Source organism: Variovorax sp. 01N429 (assembly GCF_056399425.1).
Window position 1 is genome coordinate 1 of sequence record NZ_JBFTRG010000028.1, and the last position, 25,482, is coordinate 25,482.

The 25,482-nt window shown below is 65.8% G+C and carries 20 protein-coding genes; 14 read left to right on the top strand and 6 right to left on the bottom strand.

Features of this window, described 5'->3' with window-relative positions:
- The 4 genes from AC1DSF_RS28970 to AC1DSF_RS28985 form a co-directional block, all read left to right on the top strand.
- Window positions 1-594 (top strand): sensor histidine kinase (locus AC1DSF_RS28970; RefSeq protein ID WP_478183942.1); only part of this gene is annotated, 594 nt, incomplete at its 5' end.
- On the top strand, window positions 591-1,238 hold the full coding sequence (locus tag AC1DSF_RS28975; RefSeq protein ID WP_478183943.1) for a response regulator transcription factor: 648 nt from the start codon (window positions 591-593) through the stop codon (window positions 1,236-1,238). The genes AC1DSF_RS28970 and AC1DSF_RS28975, both read left to right, overlap by 4 nt.
- A 41-nt stretch (window positions 1,239-1,279) precedes the next feature.
- Complete coding sequence (locus AC1DSF_RS28980) at window positions 1,280-1,660, top strand: response regulator transcription factor (protein ID WP_478145549.1); 381 nt, start codon at window positions 1,280-1,282, stop codon at window positions 1,658-1,660.
- Between the two features lie 147 nt (window positions 1,661-1,807).
- Window positions 1,808-3,301 carry a DUF1254 domain-containing protein gene (locus AC1DSF_RS28985; RefSeq protein ID WP_478183944.1) on the top strand — a complete coding sequence of 498 codons (1,494 nt, stop codon included), beginning with the start codon at window positions 1,808-1,810 and terminating at the stop codon, window positions 3,299-3,301.
- A gap of 34 nt (window positions 3,302-3,335) precedes the next feature.
- Here the strand turns inward: AC1DSF_RS28985 and AC1DSF_RS28990 are convergent, their stop codons facing one another.
- Entirely contained in the window at window positions 3,336-5,882 is a 2,547-nt protein-coding gene (locus AC1DSF_RS28990) for a winged helix-turn-helix domain-containing protein (RefSeq protein ID WP_478183945.1), read from the bottom strand.
- A 365-nt stretch (window positions 5,883-6,247) separates the two neighbouring features.
- Here AC1DSF_RS28990 and AC1DSF_RS28995 point away from each other — a divergent pair, with 365 nt between their 5' ends.
- From AC1DSF_RS28995 to AC1DSF_RS29035, 9 genes are all read left to right on the top strand, one after another.
- Complete coding sequence (locus tag AC1DSF_RS28995) at window positions 6,248-7,381, top strand: saccharopine dehydrogenase family protein (RefSeq protein WP_478183946.1); 1,134 nt, start codon at window positions 6,248-6,250, stop codon at window positions 7,379-7,381.
- 17 nt (window positions 7,382-7,398) lie between these two features.
- Window positions 7,399-8,955: a class I adenylate-forming enzyme family protein gene (locus AC1DSF_RS29000; protein WP_478126280.1), complete on the top strand. Its 1,557-nt coding sequence runs from the start codon at window positions 7,399-7,401 to the stop codon at window positions 8,953-8,955.
- Window positions 8,956-9,000: 45 nt separating this feature from the next.
- Window positions 9,001-9,363, top strand: coding sequence for a hypothetical protein (locus tag AC1DSF_RS29005; protein WP_478126281.1), 363 nt, complete (start codon window positions 9,001-9,003; stop codon window positions 9,361-9,363).
- 7 nt (window positions 9,364-9,370) lie between these two features.
- Window positions 9,371-10,612 carry a thiolase family protein gene (locus AC1DSF_RS29010; RefSeq protein WP_478183947.1) on the top strand — a complete coding sequence of 414 codons (1,242 nt, stop codon included), beginning with the start codon at window positions 9,371-9,373 and terminating at the stop codon, window positions 10,610-10,612.
- Between the two features lie 9 nt (window positions 10,613-10,621).
- On the top strand, window positions 10,622-11,425 hold the full coding sequence (locus AC1DSF_RS29015) for an SDR family NAD(P)-dependent oxidoreductase (RefSeq protein ID WP_478126283.1): 804 nt from the start codon (window positions 10,622-10,624) through the stop codon (window positions 11,423-11,425).
- A gap of 77 nt (window positions 11,426-11,502) precedes the next feature.
- Window positions 11,503-13,338 (top strand): DUF1302 domain-containing protein, encoded by a 1,836-nt coding sequence (locus AC1DSF_RS29020; RefSeq protein WP_478183948.1) that lies wholly within the window; start codon window positions 11,503-11,505, stop codon window positions 13,336-13,338.
- 41 nt (window positions 13,339-13,379) lie between these two features.
- Complete coding sequence (locus AC1DSF_RS29025; protein ID WP_478183949.1) at window positions 13,380-14,741, top strand: DUF1329 domain-containing protein; 1,362 nt, start codon at window positions 13,380-13,382, stop codon at window positions 14,739-14,741.
- Between the two features lie 13 nt (window positions 14,742-14,754).
- Window positions 14,755-15,819 (top strand): WD40/YVTN/BNR-like repeat-containing protein, encoded by a 1,065-nt coding sequence (locus tag AC1DSF_RS29030; protein ID WP_478183950.1) that lies wholly within the window; start codon window positions 14,755-14,757, stop codon window positions 15,817-15,819.
- Entirely contained in the window at window positions 15,819-18,260 is a 2,442-nt protein-coding gene (locus AC1DSF_RS29035; protein WP_478183951.1) for an efflux RND transporter permease subunit, read from the top strand. The genes AC1DSF_RS29030 and AC1DSF_RS29035 overlap by 1 nt, the downstream gene beginning before the upstream one ends.
- Here the strand turns inward: AC1DSF_RS29035 and AC1DSF_RS29040 are convergent.
- Entirely contained in the window at window positions 18,236-18,604 is a 369-nt protein-coding gene (locus AC1DSF_RS29040) for a response regulator transcription factor (protein WP_478145560.1), read from the bottom strand. The two genes, AC1DSF_RS29035 and AC1DSF_RS29040, sit on opposite strands and share 25 nt — an antisense overlap.
- Before the next feature lie 147 nt (window positions 18,605-18,751).
- Complete coding sequence (locus AC1DSF_RS29045) at window positions 18,752-19,639, bottom strand: LysR family transcriptional regulator (protein WP_478183952.1); 888 nt, start codon at window positions 19,637-19,639, stop codon at window positions 18,752-18,754.
- Between the two features lie 101 nt (window positions 19,640-19,740).
- Here AC1DSF_RS29045 and AC1DSF_RS29050 point away from each other — a divergent pair, with 101 nt between their 5' ends.
- Window positions 19,741-21,018, top strand: coding sequence for an SGNH/GDSL hydrolase family protein (locus tag AC1DSF_RS29050; protein WP_478183953.1), 1,278 nt, complete (start codon window positions 19,741-19,743; stop codon window positions 21,016-21,018).
- 11 nt (window positions 21,019-21,029) lie between these two features.
- Here the strand turns inward: AC1DSF_RS29050 and AC1DSF_RS29055 are convergent, their stop codons facing one another.
- From AC1DSF_RS29055 to AC1DSF_RS29065, 3 genes are read right to left on the bottom strand one after another with little or no spacing between them, the layout of a single operon-like run.
- Complete coding sequence (locus tag AC1DSF_RS29055; RefSeq protein ID WP_478183954.1) at window positions 21,030-22,727, bottom strand: SulP family inorganic anion transporter; 1,698 nt, start codon at window positions 22,725-22,727, stop codon at window positions 21,030-21,032.
- An 8-nt stretch (window positions 22,728-22,735) separates the two neighbouring features.
- Window positions 22,736-23,929: an MFS transporter gene (locus tag AC1DSF_RS29060; RefSeq protein ID WP_478183955.1), complete on the bottom strand. Its 1,194-nt coding sequence runs from the start codon at window positions 23,927-23,929 to the stop codon at window positions 22,736-22,738.
- Between the two features lie 3 nt (window positions 23,930-23,932).
- Window positions 23,933-25,480: a GMC oxidoreductase gene (locus AC1DSF_RS29065; RefSeq protein WP_478126293.1), complete on the bottom strand. Its 1,548-nt coding sequence runs from the start codon at window positions 25,478-25,480 to the stop codon at window positions 23,933-23,935.
- Between the last annotated feature and the right edge of the window lie 2 nt (window positions 25,481-25,482).

The following is a 25,482-nucleotide window of genomic DNA, read 5'->3' on the forward strand; positions in this document are numbered from 1 at the left end:
GAAGACATCCGCGCCGATGATCAGCGCGCCGGTGCCGTGATCGACCGCATGCGCGCGATGCTGCGGCGCCACGAAATCGAAGTCGTTCCCCTGAAGGTCGATGAGCTGCTGGAGGACGCCACCGCGCTGGTGCGCCCCGATGCGGCGGCACGGCATATTCGGGTGGTCTTGCAAGTGCCTCACGGTCTGCCCGCGGTGCTTGGGGACCGAATCCATCTGCAGCAGGTGCTGCTCAACCTCATCTCCAACGGCATGGACGCCATCGATGAAGCCGCAGGCAAGGGCCGGCGCATTGTGGTCAGCGCAATGCGCCGTGCCGCCGGCACGGTCGAGATCGCCGTCAACGACACCGGTGCCGGCATTGCCAAGGAGCGAACGGAGCAAATCTTCGAGTCGTTCTTCACGACCAAATCCGCCGGGATGGGCATGGGCCTGTCGATCTCGCGCTCGTTGATCGAGGCGCATGGAGGGCGCTTGTGGGCCGAGAACAGCGAAGGTGGCGGCGCAAGCCTGCGCTTTACGCTGCCGGTCGCGCAGATCCCCGCACGCAATGTAGCGACGCCGTCGGGCGAAGTGGAAATGACTGCAACATGATCATGATCGAGCCCATCGTCTATGTCGTCGATGACGACGAGTCGTTTCTCACCGCGACCACCCGAATGCTGCGCGTCAGCGGGTTTGCCGTGAAAAGCTTTCTGTCCGCGAATGAGTTTCTGGCGCAGTGCGACAGCGACGCGCAGGGTTGTGTGGTGGCGGACCTGCGGATGCCTGGCCTGAATGGGCTCGACCTGCAATCGGCACTCGCTGCGACGCGCAATCCGCTGCCGCTGGTCTTCCTGACCGGCGACGGCGATATCGCGTCGACCGTGCGCGCGATGCGCGGCGGCGCGGAAGACTTTCTGGAGAAGCGGGCTTCCAGGGACGAACTGATCGACGCCATCCGCCGCGCCCTGGCGCGCAACGGGCTTGAACGGGAGGCGAGGTCTCGCCAACGCGAGATGGAGCAGCGCTTCGGCGCCTTGTCGTCGCGAGAGCTCGAGGTTCTCCGGCATGTCCTGCGGGGCCGGCTCAACAAGCAAATAGCCGGCGACCTGGGAATCAACGAGCGCACCGTGAAACTGCACCGGGCCGCAATGATGGCGAAACTCGGCGTGGCGTCCGTCGCGGCGCTCACGCAGTTGTCACAGGAAGCGGGTGTCATGACCGCGGGTTTGCCCACCTTCCCTAAGGGGCAGTAGACAGCGGCCTGGGTGACGCCCAAAGTCGGCGTCGACCTCCGATGAGCACCATCACCCCCTTCTACGTTGCCGTCGTCGATGACGACGAGAGCCATTGCCGATCCCTCGGCAGGCTGCTGCGCGCGGCTGGCATGCAGCCGATCACCTATGGATCGGCAGAAGCGTTTCTTGCGGATGCGAAGCGGCCCCGCTTCGACTGCCTGGTGTTCGACGTCCAGCTCGGGGGAATGTCCGGCATCGAATTGGCGCAGCGGCTGGTGAGCGAAAGCGTCGAAGGCGCACATGCGCCCTTCATTTTCATCACTGCGCACGATGACCCCGAAACGCGTGCCGCGGCGCAAGCCATCGGCTGCGCGGCCTACTTTCGCAAGAACGACCTTGGGGCCGATGTGCTGGCTGCCATCCGCCGAGCGGCTGCCTGAGCCGCCCGTCTTTCATCGCCAGGGTGTCTACTGCCCTTTAGGGAAGGTGCGTGCGGCGGCGTTTGTCGGTACTCTGCGCAGCACAAACTGCGGGTAGCTCTACTTGCAGGCTGCGAGATCTACAAGAGAAGAAGAGGAATCCAGGTAATGAAACAGCTACTGCTCGGCCTGGCGATCGCCGCCGCCTTCGCGACGACAGCTTCCGCACAGCCCTTCAAGATGACGACACCTATCGCGCCGGGCGTCGCTGTGCCGGACAAGATCGAGTCGTCGATCGGGACCCTGAACCTCGACTACGGCTACCCGTCGGCCGACACGGTCGAGAAGATCTACGACAACCTGGACCGTTCGAGGGCGCTGCAGGCTTATCTGCTGGCCATTCCTATCGTCAACCAGGCAGGCATGCGAGAGTCGCTGCGCAAGTTCGGACCCGACAACCAGACCAACGTGATCTGGGAGAGTCTGATGGATTCGAAGACCGTCGCGCTGACGGGCAACGACAACACGATCTACAACTTCATGTGGGTGGACACGAGCAAAGGTCCGGTCGTGGCCGAGATTCCGCCCAAGGTCCTCGGGACGGTCGACGACTTTTGGTACAAGTGGGTGGGCGACATCGGCATCACCGGGGCCGATAAAGGCGAGGGTGGCAAGTACCTCCTGTTGCCGCCCGGGTTCCAGGGCAGCATTCCAGCCGGCTACCACGTATTGCGGCCGAACACATTTGGCAGCTATCTTGTCTTTCGCTCATTCCTGGTAGAGGGTTCCACGCAACCCGCGATCGACTCCGCCAAGAAGAACCTGCGGATCTATCCCCTCGCCGAGGCCGCCAATCCGCCGCGAATGAATTTTGTCAACGCTTCCGGCGTTCCCGCGAACTTCGTTTCACCGGGTGACTACTCGTTCTGGACCTTGTTGAACCAGGTCATCCAGGAAGAGCCGGCCAATGGCTCCGATCCAACCACCCTGGGCCTGTTCGCCTCGATCGGCATCGTCAAGGGCCAGCCATTCAATCCTGACGAGCGAATGAAGAAGATCCTGACGGACGCGGCCAACATCGGTGCTGTGACGGCTCGATCAATCGCCTTCAAGATTCGGTCCAAGGACGCCTATTTCTTCCCCAACAGCGCTTGGCGCTTGCCGTTCCTCGGCGGCTACAAGTTCGAATCCGCGCCGGGTGTCAGCAACCTGGACGGCGCGGTCTTCTTCTATTACTTCGCCATTGCCGTGACGCCGGCGATGGAGGAGAAGATGGTAGGCCGTGGCTCGCAATACCCGTGGTCGGTGCAGGATGCGAAGGGCAATCCGCTGGATGGCGGCAAGAACTACAAGCTGCGCCTTCCGCCCAACGTTCCGGTCAAGGATTTCTGGTCAGTCATCGTCTATGACAACCAGACCCGCTCCATGGTGCAAACCGACCAAAAGGCCCCGAGCGTCAGCAGCCAGGACAAGGGCGTCAAGACCAATGCGGACGGCTCGGTGGATGTCTACTTCGGGCCGAAGGCCCCGGCGGGCATGGAGAACAACTGGGTGCAGACGATTCCAGGCAAGGGCTGGTTCATGCTCCTGCGCCTGTACGGCCCATTGGAACCATGGTTCAACAAGACCTGGCGCCCCGGAGAGATCGAACTGCAGCCCTGATGGCTTCGGAAGAAAGCGCGCGGAAGAGGTACCGCTAGACCAGGCCCAGCTCGCGCGCTCGCGTGACCGCCTGCATGCGATTCCTCACGCCGAGCTTTCCATTGATGCGGCGAAGGTGGCTCTCCACCGTGTTCTCGCTGATGAACAGGTCGCGGCTCAGTTGCTTGTTCGACAGCCCATCGGCCAGGAGGCGCAGTACTTGGCGCTCGCGATCGCTCAGCAGTGCTTCGCCGGCGCTCGGTTCCGAAGCGGCAAGCACAGGGGTCAGCATCGGCTGCATGGCGTCGCAGACGGCGGCCAGGTGGGGTAGGTGAATGCCGTCACGCGTTCCTATCGCATCGAGCAGGGGCTGAAGGTGCCAGGGCTCATCGGCCACCACGCGAATCAGCCCCTTGGTGCTGGCAACGCGCAGCGCTTGCTCGAGCACCTCCAGCGCTTGCGAGCGCTTCAGCGCGGCCTCGCAGGCTTGCGCCAATAGGCAGCGCAGGCGCACGGCACGGCGGGTGTGATGCGCGGCCTCGGCCTTGGCCACTGCCTCCTGCACGCGAGGAATCATCGACGGTGCCGCGCCCGAGCGCATCGAGAGCCGCACGGACGCGATGAAGCCATCGTCGAGATCGTCGGCATGGAGGAACTGGCCGGCGTCGGCCTTCCAGCTGACGCTTTGTTCCATCAACGCCATCAGATGGCGCGCACTGGCGAGGTCGCCGCCCAAGAGTGCGAGTCTCAGCCTCTCGTGCCGGGCTGCAGCGGCGATGCGGGGGATGGCCCAGGCGTCGCCAAGGTCCAGCAGTTCCGAGAGTGTCTGCTGGGCGGATCGAAGGCGTCCTCGCAAGGCGTGCGTGCGCGCGGCCACTCGATAGGCGACGATCACGTGATCGGCGGTGCAGGCGTCGCGAATGGTGGGCAGGTAGTCTTCGAGCAGAAGCTCCACGGCTTGCAGGTCGTTCTGCTCGTAGAGAGCTTCGGCCAGATGAGCGGCGGCAACGCCCGATGCATCGGTGAAGCGATACCCCGCATCGATGATCCTGCGCAATGTGGCCTCGAAACGCAGGCGCGCTTCGGCGACATTGCCTTGATGCAACTCTATGGCCCCTTCGAAGCAGAGGGTGTGGTTGATCCCGTGGATCTCGCCGCCATAGGCGCGCTTCGCAGTGGCGAGATGGTGCAGTGCCTGGGCGTAGTTTCCCCGGCTGATGCACTCGTAGGCGGCCACGTTCAGGACCAGGCCGCGGACTCTCGGGGGGGCATCGTCCAGACCGCTCACGTGGGCACGGGCGAGTGCCGTCGCTTTGGGGACCTCGTCACCCCACGAGAAAGCAGCGAGTCTTGCGCCCACCACTTCCGAGGCGACTTGCGGGTCCAGGGGCGCCGCGCGTTCGACGAGGTCGATCAGCCGGATGGCGGCCGTATGGCGATGCCGGATGGCCATGGCGTAGGCGCCGGAAAGCGCCAGTTCAGGGTGCCTTTCCAACAGGTGTTCGGGCGTCGCGTCGACCCAGTTACGCAAGATGTCGATCTGCCCGGTATTGATCATCTCCAAGGCGCAAAGCGACATCCACTCCGCGGCCACTTCGCTGGCCCCACCCGCGAGTGCATGATGGATCGCCTGTGTCAGCCGGCCTTCGTGGGCCAGCCAGGTTGCGGCTTTGACATGCATCCCCTTTGCGTCTTCGCCCGCCGGCACTCCCGGCCGGCTGCGAAGAAACGCCAGAAACAACGGGTGGTATTCAAACCAGCCGCCACCCTCGGATTCAACGGCAAAGAGAAGAATGTTTTCGCGCTCGATCTTCTGCAGCAAGGCCGTGCTGTCCTGGCGCTCCAGGACGGTGTCGCACATGGCGGCGCAGAAGCTTTCGAGCAAAGCGGTCTGGAACAGGAAGTGCAACTCGTGCGCCGGCAGCCTGGCGAGAACGTCTTCCGCAAGATAGCTCGCCATGGCCCGCGAGAAGTCCGGCGTCCGCAATGCGGCATCGGCGCCTGCTGGACCCATGAGCGAAGCAACCAGCTGCACGGCCACGGGCCAGCCATCGGTCTGGCTCTGGAGCAGGGTCAGGTTCGCCTCGTCGACGCGTGCCGCCAGGCGAGCCGCGAGGTAATCGCGCAGGTCCTCCATCGAAAAGCGCAGAGACTTTCGATCGATCTCCAGCAACGCACCCTGCGCGCGGAGCCGACCCAAGGCCAGCGACGGCATTGAACGCGAGCCGATCACCACGCGTTGATTCGGTCCCAGCGCATCGATGACGCGGGCGAACGTTTGCAGGATCTCCGGGCTCTCGAGGTGTTCGAGATCATCGACAAGCAGCACGAAGCCGCCTTGGAATGCGGCCAGTTCATCGAGCAGCCGATGGGCACGCCCGCCTGCTTCGCCGGGAGGCGGCTTTGAAAACACCGGCGCCAGTGCCGATTGCAGATCGAAGATGAAACGTTCCGGATCGTTGTCGTCGTGATCGACCGTGAGCCAGGCCACTGGAGTACCTTGGCTTTGCAGCGCGCGATGGCATTGCCCCATGGCGGTGGATTTGCCGTATCCCGCTGGTGCATTGACCAGCACCACCTTCGCAGGCGACTGTGCAATCAATGCAGCGACTGCGGTGCGTTCTATCTCATGAGGAACCGGACGGGGAGCGCACAGCTTCAGAGAAAGCGGCCTTGGAGCATGGGACAACATCACAGAAGCGGGCGGTGGCTTTCGGGGTGCGGCGATTGTCCCACTGGCAACTTCGATTCCGGCTTACGTAAATACCTATGGCGAAGGCGCAGGTCGCGCGATGGACGCCGGTGCTGCCGCGGGCCCGTTCACGGATTTCCGTGAATGGGTGTGGCCAATGAATTCCCGGCTTTCCGGGATTGAGGCGCGGGCGGCAAGTCCGGACACTCGCTGCAAGGCTGAGGCATTCAGCCCTTTCGTCAAGCAGCGCAGACATTCAATCAGGAGACACTCAAATGGCAAAGCACCCCGTCGTCGTCTATGGAGCCAGTGGTTACACCGGCATGCTCATCATGGACGCGCTCATCGACCAGAACATTCCTTTCACGGCCGTTGCCCGCAATGCTGCCCGCACGCGGGAAATGATGGCGCAGCGCGTGGTCCGGCTGGAATCGGCCACCTACGAAATCATCGAATGCGACCACGACGTTGAATCGCTCACGAAAGCGTTCAAGGGCGCCAAGGTTGTCTGCAACACGGTGGGCCCGTTTATCGATTACGGATTGGTCGGGGTCGAAGCCGCGCTCAAGGCCGGCTGCCACTATCTCGACAGCACCGGCGAGCAGGCCTACATCCTGCAGGTGCGCGAGCAGTTCGGCGCACTGTTCCGCCAGGCCGGGCTCCTCGTCGCGCCGTCGACTTCCTACATGTTCACCTTCGCGGAGATCGCCGCCGAGCTGGCGCTCGAAACGGAAGGTGTGGACGCGCTCGAGACTGCGACCTTGTGCCGTGGCCTGCGCGGCGTCGGCGCGGGCGTGACCGTCGGTTCGACCGCTTCGATCTTCGGCCAGTACCGCCAGCAGGAGCTTTACCTCTGGGAGAAAAAGCTTGTCCCGCATGCGGCCGGCACGAGCTTCAACATCGTGTCCCCCGACTTCATGCAGCCGATCTTCTGCCTGCCCTGGGGCGGCACCTCGTTGCCGGTTTTCCTGGAGCAGGACTCACGCGTGCGCTCGTGCATATCGTCAGTCGGCTTCTATGACAACGAGGTGATGAGGCTGGTGCATTCGGTCGGCCAGAAATGGGAAGCCGAGTACAAGCACCTGAGCGCAGGCGAACAGGCTGCGGTCGTCAAGCATCTTGTCGACTCCACGACGCCCCAGATGCCGCCGCGCGAACGCACCACGGCCCAGCGCACGGTCGACTTCGCCATCGGCCGCGGCCATCTGGCGGCAGTGCGCGCCACGGTGCATGGGCTGACCCCGTACATCTCCACCGGCGTGCTGCAGGCAGCGGCCGCGGTCAAGCTGATCGACGGCGATACCGCCAAGGTCGGCTTCGCTTCGGCGGTCAAGGCACTCGGCCATCGCTACCTGCTGGGCTTCCTCGAGCAGCGCGGACTCGCACGAGCCACCGTCACGCAGCTCTGACACTTCAAGGAGGCCCCATGGCCATCATCGATTTCTTCGACCGCGGCTGGCGCATCAATCCGACAGGCATCGCCTACATCCAGGACGAGCGCAAGTTCAGCTTCGACGAGGTCGGCAGCCTGTCCTGCCGCATCGCCAACCAACTGCTTGCGGACGGCTTTCCCAAGGGCACGCGCGGTGCCGTCTGGGCGGGCAACGACGTGACCGCATGGATCTGCACCCTCGGCCTCTGGCGCGCGAACATGACGTGGATTCCGATCAACGTCCGCAACGCCGCGGAAGAGAACTTCTACATCCTGGAGAGCTTCGATTGCGAAGTGGTGTTCTTCCAGGAAGCTTTTGGCGCACAGATTGCCGCGCTGCGCGAGCGCCTGCCCAAGGTCCAGCGCTGGATCTGCCTGGACGGTTCCCTGCCGGGCGTCGAATCGCTCGCGAGCTGGATCGAATCGGCCCCGACCACCCGGCCGGAGGTGAGCGTCGACATGGATGACGTGGTCGCGGTGTCGCCCACCGGTGGCACCACCGGCATGCCCAAGGGCGTGATGAACACGCACCGCAGCCTGCAGGCTTTCATTGCGCACTTCATGACCGCCGCGAGCTATGGGGGCGACGAATACCCGGTGAACCTCGCCGCCGCGCCGATCACTCACACCGCCGGGATGCTGGCAGTTCCGTGCACGGCGCGCGGCGGCACCGTCGTCGTCCTGACCAAGCCGGACCCTGCCGTCCTGCTCGGATCGATCGCTCGCCACAGAGTCACGGAAGTCTTCCTGCCTCCGACGGTGATCTACAAGCTGCTGGACATCCCCGGCATCGAAAAGGTCGACTTCGCCTCGCTGCGCTACTTTCTCTACGGTGCGGCGCCCATGTCCGTCGAAAAGCTCAAGCGCGCGATCGAGGTCTTCGGGCCGGTGATGATGGGCGGCTACGGCCAGACCGAATGCCCGGCCTCGATCTCGTTCCTGACACCGGCGGAGCACTTCGTCCTGGGCCGCATCGCAGGGGATGAACGCCTGTCTTCCGTCGGGCGGCCGAATGCGCTGGTCCGTGTGGAGATCATGAACGACCGTGGCGAGCTGCTCGCACCGGGCGAGACCGGCGAGATCTGCGTGCGGGGCGACCTGGTCATGAAGGGCTACTACAAGGCCCCGGAAAAGACCGCCGAGACCATCGTCGACGGCTGGCTGCACACCGGCGACGTCGGGCACCTCGACGCGGCGGGCTACCTGCACATCACGGACCGCAAGAAGGACATGATCATCAGCGGCGGCTTCAACGTCTATCCGAGCGAAGTCGAGCAGGTGATCTGGGCGCATCCGGCCGTGCAGGACTGCGCCGTCATCGGCGTGCCCGATGAGAAATGGGGCGAGGCGGTGAAGGCCATCGTGGAGCTGAGCCCCGGCCACGAAGTCGCAGCCGAGGAGTTGATCGCGCTGTGCCGCGAAAAGCTCGGTGCCGTGAAGTCGCCGAAGACAATCGACTTCACGCCTGCACTCCCGCGCAGCGCCGCAGGCAAGGTCCTCAAGAAGGACCTGCGCGCGCCGTACTGGGCCGACGCCGCACGCGCGATCTGAGTGCTCGCATTGCGCGGTACATCCACAAGAACTGCGAGAACCACGATGACACTTGCACAAACCCGGGCGCTTTTCTATTCCGCCGCGCTCTTCAACTGGGGCGCCGTCCTGATCTTCGTGCTGTTCGCGCGCCCCCTGGGCCTGGAGCCGCCGCTGCAATCCCTGTTCGGCCAGATCACACTCGGTGCCATCTTCGTTTTCGGATGCGGCTACGGGCTGGTCGGCATGGCGCCGAGGGCCTACCGCGGCATCGTCGCGCTCGGGGTGCTCGGCAAGCTGGCGGTCGTGGCGATCGTTTGGGCGAACTGGGTTTCCGGCAGCACGACGCCGCAGATGGCCCTGCTGGTGAGCGGCGACGTCATCTACTCGCTGCTGTTCCTGCGCTTCCTTCAGCGCACCCCCGCCTGAGTTCCTCATGAGCGACATCTACATCGCCGGCGTCGGCATGACCGTGTTCGGGCGCCACGCGGAGCGCTCGCTCGAGGACATGGCACGCGAAGCGCTGAACGGCGCCTTGCGCGATGCCGGCTGTGCCGTCGGCGATGTCGGTGCGGCCTTCTACGCGGGCGTCACCAACGGGCCCTTGCAGGGGCAGTTCTCGATCCCGGGGCAGGTCGTGCTGGGCAAGAGCGGCATCGCGGGCATTCCGATCTTCAACGTCGAGAACGCCTGCGCCTCCGGCAGCACGGCGCTGCACCTGGCGGTCCAGTATCTGAAGGCCGGCGCCTGCGACATCGCACTGGCTCTGGGTGCGGAAAAGATGAACATCGCCGACAAGCCCCGGGCGCTTGCACTTTTCGAGGCCGGCTGGGACGTCTCGCGCGCGCAGCAGAACTACGAGCAATTGATGCGAATGGGCGAGGGCATCACGCCGCCGCCCGGATCCGAGTCCGACAAGCCGTACAGCCGCTTCATGGCGATCTATGCAGCCCTGTGCCGCCACCACATGAAGACCCACGGCACCACACAGCGGCAGATCGCGGCCGTGTCGGCCAAGAATCATCTGCACTCGGTGCACAACCCGCTCTCGCAGATTCGCAAGCCCTTTTCGATCGACGAAGTCCTGGCCGCGCCGCCGATCACCTACCCGCTGACTTTGCCGATGTGCGCGCCGCTGTCGGACGGTGCCGCGGCGGTCGTGCTCTGCAGCGCCAGCGGACTGCGCCGCATCGGCGCATTGCCGTCGCGCAACGTCAAGCTCGCTGCGAGCGTGATGCGCAGCTTCACGGTGCGTGGGCTCGATCAGCCGGAGCTCAACATCGGCCGGCTCGCCGCGCAGCAGGCCTACGAACAGGCCGGCCTCGGCCCGGCCGACATGCATGTGGCCGAAGTGCACGACGCGACGGCGATGGGCGAGATCATCCAGGCCGAAAACCTCGGCCTCGTCCCACTCGGACAAGGCGGACCCGCCGCGGAGCGAGGCGACTTCACCATCGGCGGACGCATTCCGATCAACCCGTCCGGCGGGCTCGAATCCAAGGGCCACCCGTTGGGCGCGACCGGACTGGGCCAGATCCACGAACTGGTCACGCAGCTGCGCGGTGAAGCCGGCGCGCGGCAGGTCCAGGGCGCACGCCGTGCCATTCAGGAAAACGGGGGCGGCCTCCATGGCGTCGAAGAGGCTGCCCTGGCCATTCACATTCTTACCAAGAACTAAGGAGACATCGTGCAAACGTATTTCAAAGACAAGGTCGCGGTCGTCACCGGCGCCGGTTCCGGCATCGGTCGGGCACTGGCCCTTCAAATGGCGGCGGGCGGCGCCCGGCTCGCTCTTTCCGATGTCGATCCGACAGGACTCGCCCAGACCATCCGCCTGCTTCCCGCCGGCACCGAAGTGCGCGGCTATGCGCTCGATGTTTCGTCGCGAGAGGCCGTGTTTGCGCACGCGGAGGACGTGAGGCGCGATTTCGGCACAGCGCACTTCGTCTTCAACAACGCAGGCGTCACCGTGATCGGCACGGTGGAGCATCTGGAGATCGACGAGATTGAGTGGCAGCTCGGCATCAACCTCTGGGGCGTGATCTACGGCACCAAGGCCTTTCTGCCGATGATGCTGTCGCAGCGCGAAGGCTGCATCGTGAACCTGTCGAGCGTCTTCGGGCTGGTCGGCTTTCCGGCCCAGAGTGCCTACAACATCTCCAAGTTTGGCGTTCGAGGGCTCACCGAGTGCCTCTGGCGCGAACTCGAAGGGACGGGCGTGCGAGCACTCTCAGTGCATCCGGGCGGCATCAAGACGAACTTCGAGCGAGCGGGCCGGCGCTGCAGAAATTCCGGACAGGAAGAAGCGCGCTTCTCGGCCCTGGGCGAGAGGCTCTTGACCACCCCGCCAGAAGACTGTGCCGCCGCCATCCTGAAAGGGGTGCGCCAAGGCAAGAAGCGCGTGGTAACGGGCAATCAGTCGACAACGCTGTTCTGGCTGTCGCGCCTGATGCCCAACAGCTATCACAGCCTCGTGAAGCTGATCGCCTGAGCCCAACACTTCGGCGTCATCGCCGCCATCGTCGTCATTGCGTCATCCATCAGAACTAAAAACCAAGAGACAAGCTCATGCCTCACCACTTCGCGCGCACGCCTTTTGCCGCGCACCGCCTCAGCGCATTGACTTGCGCAACGCTCGTGCTCTGCACGCTCGCATCCACGTCACACGCCATCGAGATCGACACCGGCAACCCGGACGTCGTCCTGCGCTGGGACAACACCATTCGCTACAACCTCGGCCAGCGCACGCAAGGGCAGGACAGGGCGATTCTCGGCAACCCGAACTTCGACGATGGCGACCGCAACTTCAACAATCACTCGCTGATTGCCAACCGCCTGGACCTGTTGAGCGAACTCGACCTGGTGGTCGACAAGAACTACGGCTTTCGCGTCAGCGGCGCGGCCTGGTACGACGCGGCATACAGCAACCTGGACAACCGCAGCAACGCCACCGCCAATACGCTGGTCTACGGTCTGCCCACGGCCGGTGCGCTCTCGGACTACACCTCGCGCTATGCGAAGGGCCCCTCGGGCGAACTGCTCGATGCTTTCGTCTTCGGCAGCAAGACCTTCGGCGAGACCGATGTCAGCCTGCGCCTTGGCAAGCACACCGTGTACTGGGGCGAGAGCCTGCTGGGTGCAGGCGCGATCCACGGCATCAGCTACGGCCAGTACTCGCTGGACCTGTGGAAGGCGCTGGCCACCCCCGGCATCGAGGCCAAGGAGATCTATCGTCCGCGCAACTCGATGACCTTGCAGGCGCAGCCGTCGCCCGAGCTGTCCTTCTCGGCGCAGACCTTCTTTGATTGGGAGAGCGTGCGCTATCCGGAGTCGGGCAGCTACCTGACGGTGAACGACGCGCTGCTGCACGGCGGTGATTCGCTCATCGCGGGACCGGGCCAGCGGCTGCTGCAAAGCACGGGCGGCGACCCCAAGAAGACCGGCGACTTCGGCCTCTCGGCACGCTGGAGCCCGGAGTGGCTCGACGGCACCGCGGGGCTCTATGGCCGCCGCACCGCTGACATCCAGCCGCAGCTCGCGCTGCTGCCCGCGGTGGCCGCAGGCGTACCCGCCGCCGCCTGCGCGAGAGCGGGCCTGCGCGCCATCGGCCCGACGACCTGCTACATCAACCCCGGCGCGGCCACGCTGCCGCAGATCCAGGCGGGCTATGTCGGCCAGTACCAGGCCTACTACGGCCGCGACATCGACATGTACGGCGTGAGCCTGTCAAAGAACGTAGCCGGAATCAGCGTGGGCGCCGAGCTCAGCTATCGGCACGACATGCCGCTGCAGAGCGTGCCGGTGCAGGTGCTGCCCGCCGCACTGGTCAACCCGGCGACGGGCGCGATCTCCCTGGCGCAGCTCAACCAGCTCGGCGGCGACACGCCCGGCGCGCGCGGCAACACTGCGCATGGTGTGCTGAACTTCCTCGGAACGCTCTCCAAGACACCCGTGTTCGACTCCGCCACCTGGAATGCCGAACTGGTGTGGAACCGCTGGCTGAGCGTCTCGCAGAACCCTGGCGCCTTCAAGGGCAGCGCAGCCTACATCGCCAACCCTGCCAACGTCGATGCCGTCAGCAAGGACTATTTCGGCCTGGGCCTGAACTTCACGCCCACCTGGTACCAAGTCTTCCCGGGCGTGGACCTTTCCATGCCGCTGAGCTGGTCGGGAGGCCTGTCGGGCAACTCCGCCGTGCTTTCCGGGGGCAACAAGAACGCCGGATCGTTCGGCATCGGCATCGCAGCGGACGTCTATGCCAAATACAACTTCTCGCTGCGCTACGTGGGCTTCTATGGCGACTACAGCACCACGCCCACCGGTGCGATGAACGTGGCCAACGGCACCAACGCCGTGCTGTCCGACCGCGGCCACGTGCTGTTCACCTTCAAGGCCACTTTCTAGGCCACTTTCCAGGCCATCCCACCCCCATCAGGAGACAACCCATGAAGACCCGTTCCATCGTGGCAGGCGCAGTGTTCGCGCTGGCCGCACATTCGGCGCTGGCCGCCGTCAGCGCCGAAGAAGCGAAGAAGCTCGGCACCACCCTCACGCCCACGGGTGCCGAACGTGCAGGCAATGCCGACAAGAGCATCCCCGAGTACACCGGCGGCCTGACCACGCCCCCGGCTGGCTACGAGAAGGGCTCGGGCATGCGTCCCGACCCCTTCGCGGCCGAGAAGCCCCTCTATGCGATCACTGCGCAGAACATGGCGCAGTACGAAGGCAAGCTCACAGCGGGCACGAAGGAACTGCTGAAGAAATACCCGACCATGCGCGTGGACGTCTATCCGTCGCACCGCTCGGTCGCCTTCCCGAAGTACGTCCTGGACAACACCGTCAAGAACGCCACATCGGTGAAGACCACCGATGACGGCCTGGGCCTGGAAGGCACCTACGCGGGCATTCCCTTCCCCATCCCCAAGACCGGCAACGAGGTCATGTGGAACCACCTGCTGCGCTACACCGGCCAAAGCTACTTCACGCAGTACGACTCGATCAACGTCGATTCGGCCGGCAAGGCAGTCCTCGCTACCACCGGCCAGATCTACATGGACTACCCGTACTACGACCCCAAGCGCACGGGCGCCTCGGCCGACAACGATGTCTACTTCCGCACCAAGATCGCCTACACCGCACCGGCGCGCCGTGCCGGAGAGGCGCTGCTCGCGCAGGACTACATCAACCCGATGAAGAACGGCCGCCGCGCCTGGCAGTACCTGCCGGGCCAGCGCCGCGTGAAGCTGGCACCGGACATCGCCTACGACACACCCAATCCGGGTTCGGCGGGCGCATCGACCTACGACGACGCCTGGGTCTTCAACGGCGCGATGGACCGCTACGACTTCAAGCTGGTGGGCAAGCAGGAAATGCTGGTGCCCTACAACACCTTCAAGCTGGTGTACGCCAAGGACCCGTATGCGGTGACGACGCCCAACCACCTGAACCCGGACTACGTGCGCTGGGAGGCGCATCGCGTGTGGGTGGTGGAGGCGACGCTCAAGCCTGGCAAGCGCCACATCTATGCCAAGCGCACCTTCTACGTGGACGAGGACAGCTGGGTCGCGGTGGCTTCGGACATGTACGACGCGCGCGATCAGCTCTATCGCGCGAGCTTCGTCTATACGAACCCTTCCTACGAACTGCCGGCACCCGCGGCCATGGGCCAGTCGTTTCACGACTTCACCAGCGGCGGCTACAACATGACCGGGCTGCTGGGCGCCTACAACGTGGGCGTGAAGTACATCGACCCGCTGTCCGCCAACGCCTGGTCCGCCGACGCGCTGGCGGGCTCGGGCGTGCGCTGAGCAGGAGCGACCTGTGCACCGCAGAACCATGCTGCTGGCCGTGCTCGGCACGCTGGGCGCCTCCGCCTTGCGCGCCGGCGAGGTCCTGGAGCAACCCGCGCGCATGAGTGCGCTGGCCAGCCAGCGGCTGATCACCGGCATCGCACGCACCGGCGAGCGGCTGGTCGCGGTCGGCCAGCGCGGGCATGTGGTGCTGTCGCGCGATGGCGGCCGTAGCTGGACGCAGGCGCTGGTGCCGGTGCGCTCGGACCTCACGGCCGTGAGCTTCGTCGATGACACGACCGGGTACATCACCGGCCACGACGGCGTCGTGCTCGGCACGCGCGATGGCGGCAACAGCTGGACGCGCCTGCTCGATGGCCGCCAGGTCAACGCGCTGGTGCTCGAACATATGAAGCGTCGCGTCGCCACGTCCGACGCAAGCGAAGCTGATCGCAAGCTGCTCGACGAAGCGCAGCGCAACGCGGACGCCGGGCCTGACAAGCCTTTCCTCGACCTGTGCTTCGTCAACGCGAACGAGGGCTTCGTGGTGGGGGCCTACGGGCTCGTGATGCGCACCGCCGACGGTGGCAAGACCTGGGAGCCGTGGTTCGATCGCGTGGACAACCCCGGTCTTCTCAATCTCTACGCGATCCGCGCCGCAGGCGGAGCGGTCTACATCGCGGGGGAGGGCGGCCTGCTGCTCAAGCTGGACGCGGGCGCCCAGCGCTTCACGGCGCTGCCCTCGCCGTACAAGGGCAGCTTGTTCGGCCTGGTGGCCACCAAGACCGCCATCCTGACCTTCGGCATGCGCGGCCATGCGTTCATCAGCACCGATGGCGGGACGGCCTGGTCGCCCGTGGATACGCAGCTGGCCGCGAGCATCGTCGGTGCCGCGGTCGCCGCCAACGGCACCTTGGCCCTGGCGGACCAGGGCGGCGGCATCGCCTTCAGCATTGACGGCGGCCTGAGCTTCACGCGCTCGCCCATCGGCTCGCAGGCGCCGCTCGCGGCCATTGCCTTCGCAAGCACTTCGTCGCTCGTGCTGGGCGGCCCGCGAGGCCTGCGCACGCTGGACCTCATCACCAAGGACAAGTAATGGCCACCTCTTCCGGACTGGGCCAGATGCCGGTCGTGCGCGACCTCGCCCAGTTTCCGCGCAACTCGGGCAACTGGCTCGAGCGCGCGGTCTTCAATCATCGCCTGGTGGTCACTCTGGCTTGCGTGATCGCCACGCTGGTGCTGGGCTTCTTCGCGACACGCGTGTCGCTCAATGCCAGCTTCGACAAGATGATCCCCGTGGGTCATCCCTACATCCAGAATTACCTGCAAAACCGCAGCGAGCTGCGCGGCATGGGCAACACCTTGCGGGTGGTCGTCGAGAACGAGAACGGCGACATCTTCGATGCACGTTACCTGGATGCCCTCAAGCACATCAACGACGACCTGTTCCTGACGCAGGGTGTCGATCGCGCCTGGGTCAAGTCGCTGTGGACGCCGGCCACGCGCTGGACCGAAGTCACCGAAGAGGGCTTCCAGGGCGGCCCCGTGATGCCCGACACCTTTGACGGCAAGAGCGGCAGCGTGGACAAGCTGCGCCTGAACGTCGCGCGCGCGGGGCTCGTCGGCAGCCTCGTGGCCAACGACTTCAAGTCCAGCGCCATCGTCGCCCCGCTGCTGGACAACGACAAGGGCGGGCGCCTGGACTATTGGCGCCTCTCGCGCGAGATCGAGACCCAGATCCGCGACAAGTACGAGCGTGGCCTGGCGCCCGACGGCAAGCCCTGGGGCGTCAAGGTGCACGTGATCGGCTTTGCCAAGATCATCGGCGACCTGCTCGATGGCCTCTTGCAGGTGATGATGTACTTCGGCGTCGCCACGCTGATTGCGGCCCTGCTGCTGTATGGCTACACGCGCTGCGTGCGCAGCACGGCGATGGTGCTCGCGTGCTCGCTGGTCGCGGTGGTCTGGCAAGTGGGCCTGGTCAGGCTGTTCGGGCTCGAACTCGACCCCTATTCGATGCTCGTCCCGTTCCTCGTCTTCGCCATCGGCGTGAGCCACGGCGCGCAGAAGATGAACGGCATCATGCAGGACATCGGCCGCGGCACGCACCGGCTGGTGGCTGCGCGCTACACCTTCCGGCGCCTGTTCCTCGCCGGCGTCACGGCCCTGATGGCCGATGCGGTCGGGTTTGCGGTGCTGGCGCTGATCCCGATCCCGGTGATTCGCGAACTCGCGATGACGGCCAGCATCGGGGTGGCGGTGCTGATCTTCACCAACCTCTTGTTGCTTCCCGTGCTGCTGTCGTACGTGGGCGTGAGTCCCAAGGCCGCCGCACGCAGCCTGCGCGTGGAGCAGGAACAGGCCGCAGGGGGAGGCACGCGGCTGTGGGCCCTGCTGGACAACTTCGCCAGCAGGCGCAGTTGGGCTCTCAGCGCAGTCCTGGTTTCGGCGGCGCTCGCTGTCTTCGGCTTTGCCGTCAGCCTGAACTTGCAGGTGGGCGACCTCGATCCCGGCGCGCCGGAGCTGCGGCCCGATTCGCGCTACAACCGCGACAACGCCTTCGTCACGAAGAACTACTCACTCTCCAGCGACCTGTTCGCGGTGATCGTGAAGACGCCCAAGGAAGGGTGCCTGAAGTACGACACGCTCGCGCACGTGGACGCGCTCGCCTGGGAACTGCAGCAGTTGCCGCAGGTGCGTGCCACCGTGGGCCTGCAGGATGTGGTGCGGCAGATCACGGCCGGCTCCTTCGAGGGCAACCCGAAGTGGCTCACCATCAGCCGCAACCAGGATGTCCTGAACTACGGCGGGCAACAGGCGACGGTGAACAATCCGGAACTCTTCAACACCGAGTGCTCGGTGATGCCGCTGGTGGTCTATCTCTCGGATCACAAGGCCAAGACGCTGCAGAGCGTGCTGGCGGTCGTCGAAGACTTCGTCAAGGCGCATCCGACCGACCCTGCGTTGGTGCAGATCCTGCCGGCTGCGGGCTCGGCCGGCATCGAGGCGGCGACCAACATCGTGGTGCGCGAGGCCAATCGCACGATGCTGCTCTACGTGTATGCGGCGGTGATCGCGCTGTGCTTCCTGACCTTCCGCTCGTGGCGCGCGGTGCTGGTGGCGGTGATTCCGCTGGTGGTCACCTCCATCCTGTGCGAGGCGCTGATGGTGTGGCTGGGCATCGGGGTGAAGGTGGCGACCTTGCCGGTGATTGCGCTGGGCGTGGGCATCGGCGTGGACTATGCGCTGTACCTGCTCTCCGTGCAGTTGGCAGGCCAGAGGCGCGGGCTCAGCCTGACCCAGGCGTACTCGGAGGCGGTCACCTTCACGGGCAGGGTCGTTGCGCTCGTGGGTGTCACGCTCGCCGCGGGCGTCGTCACCTGGGCTTTCTCGCCCATCAAGTTCCAGGCCGACATGGGCATCCTGCTGACCTTCATGTTCGTCTGGAACATGGTCGGCGCGCTGGTGCTCATCCCGGCGCTGTCGCACTTCCTGCTCAATGACCGGTATTTTCAATCCCAGCGCAGGGCCCTCTGAATGGCTTCGAGCAACTGTTCCTGCGGATAGGGCTTTTGCAGGAAGTCGACTGCGCCATCCTTGATGGCCTGGGTGGCCGTTGATATGTCGACGCTGCCGCTGATGAAGACGATCGGCAGTTGAACGCCCATTTCCCGGAGTCGCTGCTGCAGCGCGAGACCATTCATGCGCGGCATGCGCAAGTCCAGCACCAGGCAGCCTCGCCAGCTCGCCTCCAAGGCCGCCAGGAATTCGAACGCGGAGCTGAAGACGACCGCCGCCATTCCGACCGCAAGGACCAGCTCGCGAATTGAGTCGCGACAGGCTTCGTCGTCATCAATGATGAATACAGTGTGTCGGTCCACAATCTCGGTCTTTGAAGGCGCGCCGGAACTTTGGCTTCGGCCCTCAAGTTACCGAAGGAACGGGATTTGCGAAACTGCCCTTTGGTGCGGTCGCGACTCTTTGACAACACCGGCCGCTCTACCGCCGGAGCGCGCTCACTGGCCTGACTACAGGCGGTGCAAGGTGGCGAGCAGGAAGTCAAGCATCACTTGCACCCGCATGGCCTGCCGGCGGCGCGGCGCGTGCAGCAACTGGGCAACCTGCGCAGGGCCGCTCCAGCGAGGCAACAGGCGGACGAGTTCGCCCGAACGCAGCAACGGATTCACCATCCAGCTCGGCTGCAGCGAAATGCCGGCATCGCAGCGCACCGCTTCAAGCAGGGCAATCGCGCTGTTAACGCGGTAGCGCGCCGGCACCTGCACCGTCGCACTGCGCCCGTCCGCCGCGCTGAGTGCCAGGGCATCATCGCCGCCGCTTCCATAGCGCAGGTACGAGTGCTTGCCCAGGTCTTCGGGCCGCCGGGGCCTGCCGCGCTGCTTCAGGTAGCCGGGCGATGCGACAAGGTAGCGCGGCCAGACCGCCAGCGGCTGCGCAACCAGGTCCGGAGCGGGCGCGCCGCCGATCCGCACGGAGATGTCGATGCGCTCTTGCACGGGATCGACGAAGCGGTCTTCAAGCAGCAGCTCGACCTGCAACTGCGGATGCTGGCCGAGCGCCTCGAGCATCAGCCTGTTGAGATGCAGCTCTCCCAACGCGACCGGCGCCGAGACGCGCACCAGCCCACGCGGTGCGCGGGTTCGCTGGCCGAGCTCGGCCACGGTCTCTTCGTAGTCGGCGAGGATCTGTCGGGCGCTTGCCACGAAGCGGAGCCCTTCGTCCGTGGGTGCGGCGCGGGCACTGCCGCGCTCCAGAAGGCGCACTCCCACGCTGGCTTCCAGGCCCGCGATCAGTTTGCTGACCGTGGGTTGGGTGCTACCGAGGTCGCGCGCGGCAGCCGACAGGCTGCCCAACTCGACTGCTCGAACGAAGACATCCATGGCCCTGAGCCTGTCCATACGCCATTCCAAAAAGTAAGAGGAGGTCTTCCATTCTGCCGTCTTCCATACCCAATACGAATACCTCAAAGTCCGACCATCCAAACTGTCAAGGACATCCGATGAGGAAAATTTCAGCCACCGTGACAATGCTCGGCGGTCTGCTGGCGGCCACTGCAGCGTGGGGCGGCGCGGCGTCGCAGCACTGGACCACCAGTTGGATCGCGGCGCCCGAGCCGACCTGGAACGCGGACTTCGTGCTCCCGCTGGGCATCCCCGAAACGATGAAGGACGTCACGCTGCGCCAGTCGTTGCGACTGGCGGTGGGCGGCGAGCGCCTCCGGCTGGTGCTGAGCAATGTCTACGGAAAGGCGCCGCTGAAGATAGGTCGGGCGCAAGTGGCGCTCGAAGGCGCCGTCGACGGCTTGCGGGTCACATTCCAGGGCAGGCAAGGGGTCGAGATAGCGGCGGGCTCGCAGGTGCTGAGCGACCCGGTCGCGCTGGCGGCCGGCGATGGCGCCCGGTTGACCATCGACTTGCACCTGCCCGGGACATCGCGGCCGGCGGGCTTTCATTGGGACGCCCGCGAGCGCACGTGGCTGTTGCCCGGCGATGCCGTCGGGCGCGCCGGTGCGGCCGGCGGGGACGCTCTGGACTCACGTGCGTTCCTGGCCGCAGTGGCGGTGCAGTCCGATCGAGCGCCGGTCGCCGTCGTGGCATTGGGCGATTCGATCACCGACGGCAACGGCGCCACGCCCGGTGCGGATCACCGCTGGCCTGACGTGCTGGCCGAACGCCTCGCTCCGCATGGCGTGGCGATGCTCAATGCAGGCATCTCGGGCAATCGGCTGCTTCGCGACGGCATGGGCGAAAGCGCCCTGGCGCGCCTGCAGCGGGACGTGTTGCAGCAAACAGGCGTGCGTGCGGTGATCGTCATGCTGGGCACCAATGACATCGGCTGGCCCGGTGGCGCGTTCGCGCCGCACGAGCCGCCGGTCACGCTGAAGGCTCTTACGGACGGCTTCCAGCAACTGGTGGCGCAAGCGCATCGGCGGGGCGTGCGTGTGATCGGTGCCACGGTGTCACCGTTTGAAGATGCCCTGCAGGGCACTCCGCTCGAAGGCCACTACAGCGCCCAGAAGGACGCGACCCGCCAAGCGCTCAATCAGTGGATCCGCGAGAGCGGCGTATTCGACGCCGTGGTGGACTTCGACCAACTGCTGCGAGACCCGGCGCGGCCCAGCCGCCTGCTGGCGCAATTCGATTCGGGAGACCATCTGCACCCGAGTGATGCGGGCTATCGAGCGATGGGGCAGGCGATCGACCTGCAGCAGTTGCTTGGCGGGGATCAGGTCCACGAGCGGCTTCCGGCGTTGACGGCGGCTGGGTTGGCGAGGTGAACCGGGGGGCCTCAGGCAGTCGCAAGCGCAGGGGCCATGGCGGTCGCACCGGGCGCAAGCTTGCGCACCGCATCCTCCACCGACATGAACACGCGGTCGGCACCGATCGTATCGAGCAAGCCGGTGCGTTGCGCCTGCGCCTGTGCACGGCCGGCCGAGAGCCGCGCGATCGCGACCGAGGTGCCGGCACGCATGAGTTCTGTGATCACCCGTCGCAGGATCTGCGATCCGGTGTAGTCGATATCGATGATGCCGGTGGCCTCGATCACCAACAGCTTCACCGGCTGTACCTGCCGCGCGATGGCCGCGTCGATGTAGGCGCAGATGTGCTCGGCATTGGTGAAGTTGAGCGGTGCCCCGGGCGCGATCACCACCACGCCGGCGACCTGCTCCCCCGGTGCGCCGGGCACCGGCGGCCACCACACGGTGCTGCCCGGCACGCGCGCGAGTTCGACGCATGAAGGCCGCGCCACCACGTAGAGGCTATGCACGAAAGACATCACGATCGCCAGCAGCATGCCGGTTTCGATGGGCAGCGCGATCACCAGCACGGCGCTGGCCAGCACCAGCAGGATCTCGTTGCCGCCCCGGCGCCTGATCAGGCGCATCTGGTCGACGCGGAAGATGCGCAGCGCGATATAGACGAGGATGCCCGAGAGCGCCGCATGCGGCACGTAGGCCATCAGGCCGGAGGCCACGGCGGCCAGCAGCACGATCAGCGCCACTGCCGTCAGCGCCGCCATCTGCGAACGGCCGCCCGATTCGCGGACGATGGCGGTGCTCGGCGGGCTGGCATCGACGGCGAAGGCGCCGAGCAGCCCCGCGAGCACGCCGCCCGCGCCGACGGCGGCGAAGTCGCGGCTGACATCGTCGGGCCGCCCTTCTTGCGACGGAAAGGTGCTGGCGACCGCGGCGGTCTGCATGATGCAGACCATCGCCACCACCAGCGCCAGTTGCAGCAGGCGGCTGAAACTGCCGATGTCGGGCAGCGCAGGGACACCGATGTGGGGCAGCGGCACCGACAGTGCGCCGAGCAGGCTCACGCCGCGCGCCTGCAGATGGAACAACGCAACCGCAAGGCCGGCCGCGACCAGTCCGATCAGCGCGCCCGGTATGCGCGCGCTGATGCGCGAGGCGAGCATCGTCGTCGCCAGCACCCCCAAGCCCAGCGCCATTGAATAAGGATTGGCATCGGGCAACCGCGCCAGAACATGGACCAGCCGCACCAGCACATGCCCCGCTTCGCCCGGCACGCCGAACAGTGTGGGCAGCTCGCCGACGATGATGTGTACGGCGATGCCGGCCAGAAAGCCGGTCGTGACCGGCACCGACAGCAAGGTTGCGAGCCAGCCGGCGCGCAGCAGCCCCACCGCCACGAGCACGATGCCGACCATCAGCGCCAGCAGGCTCGCGAGTTGCGGATAAGCAAGGGCGCTGCCGACCGCGATCGAGGCCAGGCCGCCGGCAAAGATCGGCGCGATGGTCGAATCGGCCGCTACCGACATGAAGCGGTTCGCGCCAAAGGCCGCAAAGGCGATCGAGCCGGCGGCGAAGGCATAAAGACCCGTCTCGGGCGGCATGCCGGCGAGGCGCGCGGTCGCGAGCTGTCCGGGTATGGCGATGGCCGCCAGCATGAGCCCGGCGACCAGGTCGCGAGACAACCATGCCGCGCGATAGCCGCGCAGCGAAGCAAAGAGGCGAAACTGCATGCCCGGCACTATGCCGCAGGTGCGGGACGGCGGGGACGGCGGGGACGGCGGACCAGCCCGACCGCCACGGCGGCGAGTACCAGCGCAACCACGCTGCCGACTGCGAACAGGCTCGCGTAGTCGAGGCCGGTGAGTCCGCGCAAGGGTCCAACGCCGAAGGCCGCCACGCCGTAGCCCACTTGATAGAACGCAATGAGCACGCCCGACATCGTGGCTGCCTGGCGCGGCATCTCGGTGCCGGCGAAGCTGATGCTGAGCGGGAGAAAAGCCGAGCAGGCCAGCCCGGCCAAGCCGAAGGCGGCGATGCCGCCCCAGGCGCCGTCGACCCGGGCGACCCACTGGAAGACTGCGGCCAGCAGCACCGGCAGCGCCAGGTAGATCCAGCGCGCGGGCACCGCACGTTCGAGGAAGGCGATCAGCACCCGTCCCAGGGTCACGGCCGACCAGAAGGCGGTGAGCGCGAACGACGCGTCCCTGGCCTGCACGCCGCGCTGGCTGGACAGATAGAGCGTCGCCCAGTTGCCGCTCAGCGTCTCGACCACACCATAGAGCAGCACCGCGGCGGCATACCACCAGAAGCGGCGCGGCAGCTGGCTGTCGCCGCCGGAAGGCTTGTAGGGCAGGCGCAGCGCGGCGCTGGCCGTGGCAAGCAGCAGCAACGCGATCAACGCCACCATCAGCAGCGGCAAGCCCCACCATGCGCCCAAGCCTGTGAACAACGCAACCAGCAGCGGCGCCAATGCAGTCCCCACGCCGAGCAGCGCGTTCAACAGCAGGACGGCGCTGTCGGCGTTGTCCGGGAAGAAGCCTTCCACCAGCGTGTTCAGGGCCATCACCGTTGCACCGAAGCCGATACCCAGCGCGCCGGTGGCAATGCACAGCAGCACGAAAGCCGCTGGCGCGCCCATCCAGAGTTGGCTCGCGGCCAACAGTGCCATCGCGATCAGATCGCCGACGAGCCCCAGCAACAGCACGCCCCGCAGGCTCAGGCGCAGCGCCAGACGCGAGCCGAAGGCGGACGCCAGGATCGCCAGCACCACCTGCGGCACGAACATCAGCCCGAATTGCGTGCTGGACAAGCCGAAGCCGGACGGACTGGTCAGGATGGCGCTTGCGGCCGGAAAGCTCACCAGCGCCAGTCCCTGCACCACGCCGGCGGCATAGAGGACGCCGACTTCGAATCGACTTGCAGTGCGGGCCACGCTTCAGCCGAGCCGCTGCAGCAGGTGGTCGCCAACGCGCAATGCGTTGGCGATCGCGGTCAGCGACGGATTCACCGCGCCGATGCTGGGAAAGAAACTGGTGTCCACGACATACAGGTTGTCGAGCTCATGCGCCTTGCAGTTGCGGTCGAGCACCGAGCTGGCCGGGTCGTCGCCGAAGCGGCAGGTGCCGGCCTGGTGCGCGCAGCCGGCCAGCGCGATGTCGCTCTGCATGTAGACGTTCCGTCCCAGCAGATGGTGGGACTTGAAGCCGAGCTGCGAGAGCATCGAACGGAGCTTTTCGTAGAGCTTCTGCTTGGCGACCTGATTGTTGGGCGTGTAGGCAAGCGTCAGTCGCCCATCGCCATCGACAGTCACGCGGTTGTCCGGATCGGGCAGGTCCTCGGTGGTCAACCAGAAGTCGACCGCATGCCGCGCGATGTCGTCCAGCGCACGGCTGGGCACCAGTGCGGTCAGCAGCGCCTTCTCGGCGCGGTACATGCCGCCGAGCGTCTTGCCGATCATCTGGATGTTGCCCATCGGATAGTCGAACCCGTCCATGCCGAAATAGAAGTCGTTGAGAGCGAGCGTCTTCTGGAATGTCGTGTCGTTCGGCGTCAGCGACAGCGCAAGCACCGCCTGGCTGTTGTGGAACATGTAGTTGCGACCGACCTGGCCCGACCCATTGGCCAGGCCGGCGGGATGCGCATCGCTCGCCGAACGCAGCAGCAGGGCCGCTGAATTGGCAGCGCCGCAGGCAACCACCACGATGTCGGCCGAGAAGCGCTGCTCGATGCCCGCCACATTGGCCAGCACGCCGGTAACGCTGGCCCCGTTGCTCTCGAGCTTGAGCGCCCGTGCATTGCGCACCAGGGTGACGTTGGCGTGTTCCAGCGCAGGCCGCACGGCGATCACCTCGGCATCGCTCTTGGCATGCACCAGGCATGGAAAGCCGTCGCAGGTCTGGCAGCGGATGCAGCGGCTGTAGGCCATGTCGGCCTCGTTCATCATCACCGCCGACGGCGCGTGAAAGGGCTTGTAGCCGGCTGCCTTCAGGTCTTCGGCGAGCTTTGCGATGCGCGGCTCGCTCGAGATCGGCGGAGCGGGGTAGGGCGCGCTGGCTGGCGGCTCGGTCGGGTCGGTGCCGCGTTCGCCATGCACCTGGTACAGCTGTTCGGCCTCTGTGTAGTAGGGCTCGAACTCTTCGTAGCCGACGGGCCAGGCGGGCGAAATTCCGTCGTGATGCCGCATCACGCCGAAGTCCTCCTTGCGGAGGCGAAAGAGCGCCGCGCCGTACATCTTGGTCGCGCCGCCGACGAAGTAGTGCACCTGCGGCTGAAAGGCCTTGCCGCTGGGCAGATACCAGGTGTCCGCCGAGATGTAGCGGTTGTCGGCGAAGACCTCCGCAACGCTCCAGTTGGCCGCCTCGCGCGGCAGCCAGTCGCCGCGTTCGAGGATCAGCACCTTCTTGCCCGAAGGCGCCAGGCGATGCGCGAGTGTGCCGCCGCCGGCGCCGCTGCCGATGATGATGACGTCGTAGTGCCCGTCCATGG

What these genes read in the sequence shown, in the direction of transcription:
- AC1DSF_RS29065 (WP_478126293.1), bottom strand. Translation starts at nt 25,480, where the DNA reads ATGGACGGGCACTACGACGTCATCATCATCGGCAGCGGCGCCGGCGGC.
- AC1DSF_RS28975 (WP_478183943.1), top strand. Translation starts at nt 591, where the DNA reads ATGATCATGATCGAGCCCATCGTCTATGTCGTCGATGACGACGAGTCG.
- AC1DSF_RS29005 (WP_478126281.1), top strand. Translation starts at nt 9,001, where the DNA reads ATGACACTTGCACAAACCCGGGCGCTTTTCTATTCCGCCGCGCTCTTC.
- AC1DSF_RS29035 (WP_478183951.1), top strand. Translation starts at nt 15,819, where the DNA reads ATGGCCACCTCTTCCGGACTGGGCCAGATGCCGGTCGTGCGCGACCTC.
- AC1DSF_RS28985 (WP_478183944.1), top strand. Translation starts at nt 1,808, where the DNA reads ATGAAACAGCTACTGCTCGGCCTGGCGATCGCCGCCGCCTTCGCGACG.
- AC1DSF_RS29050 (WP_478183953.1), top strand. Translation starts at nt 19,741, where the DNA reads ATGAGGAAAATTTCAGCCACCGTGACAATGCTCGGCGGTCTGCTGGCG.
- AC1DSF_RS28995 (WP_478183946.1), top strand. Translation starts at nt 6,248, where the DNA reads ATGGCAAAGCACCCCGTCGTCGTCTATGGAGCCAGTGGTTACACCGGC.
- AC1DSF_RS29025 (WP_478183949.1), top strand. Translation starts at nt 13,380, where the DNA reads ATGAAGACCCGTTCCATCGTGGCAGGCGCAGTGTTCGCGCTGGCCGCA.
- AC1DSF_RS29010 (WP_478183947.1), top strand. Translation starts at nt 9,371, where the DNA reads ATGAGCGACATCTACATCGCCGGCGTCGGCATGACCGTGTTCGGGCGC.
- AC1DSF_RS29055 (WP_478183954.1), bottom strand. Translation starts at nt 22,727, where the DNA reads ATGCAGTTTCGCCTCTTTGCTTCGCTGCGCGGCTATCGCGCGGCATGG.
- AC1DSF_RS29000 (WP_478126280.1), top strand. Translation starts at nt 7,399, where the DNA reads ATGGCCATCATCGATTTCTTCGACCGCGGCTGGCGCATCAATCCGACA.
- AC1DSF_RS29045 (WP_478183952.1), bottom strand. Translation starts at nt 19,639, where the DNA reads ATGGACAGGCTCAGGGCCATGGATGTCTTCGTTCGAGCAGTCGAGTTG.
- AC1DSF_RS28980 (WP_478145549.1), top strand. Translation starts at nt 1,280, where the DNA reads ATGAGCACCATCACCCCCTTCTACGTTGCCGTCGTCGATGACGACGAG.
- AC1DSF_RS29020 (WP_478183948.1), top strand. Translation starts at nt 11,503, where the DNA reads ATGCCTCACCACTTCGCGCGCACGCCTTTTGCCGCGCACCGCCTCAGC.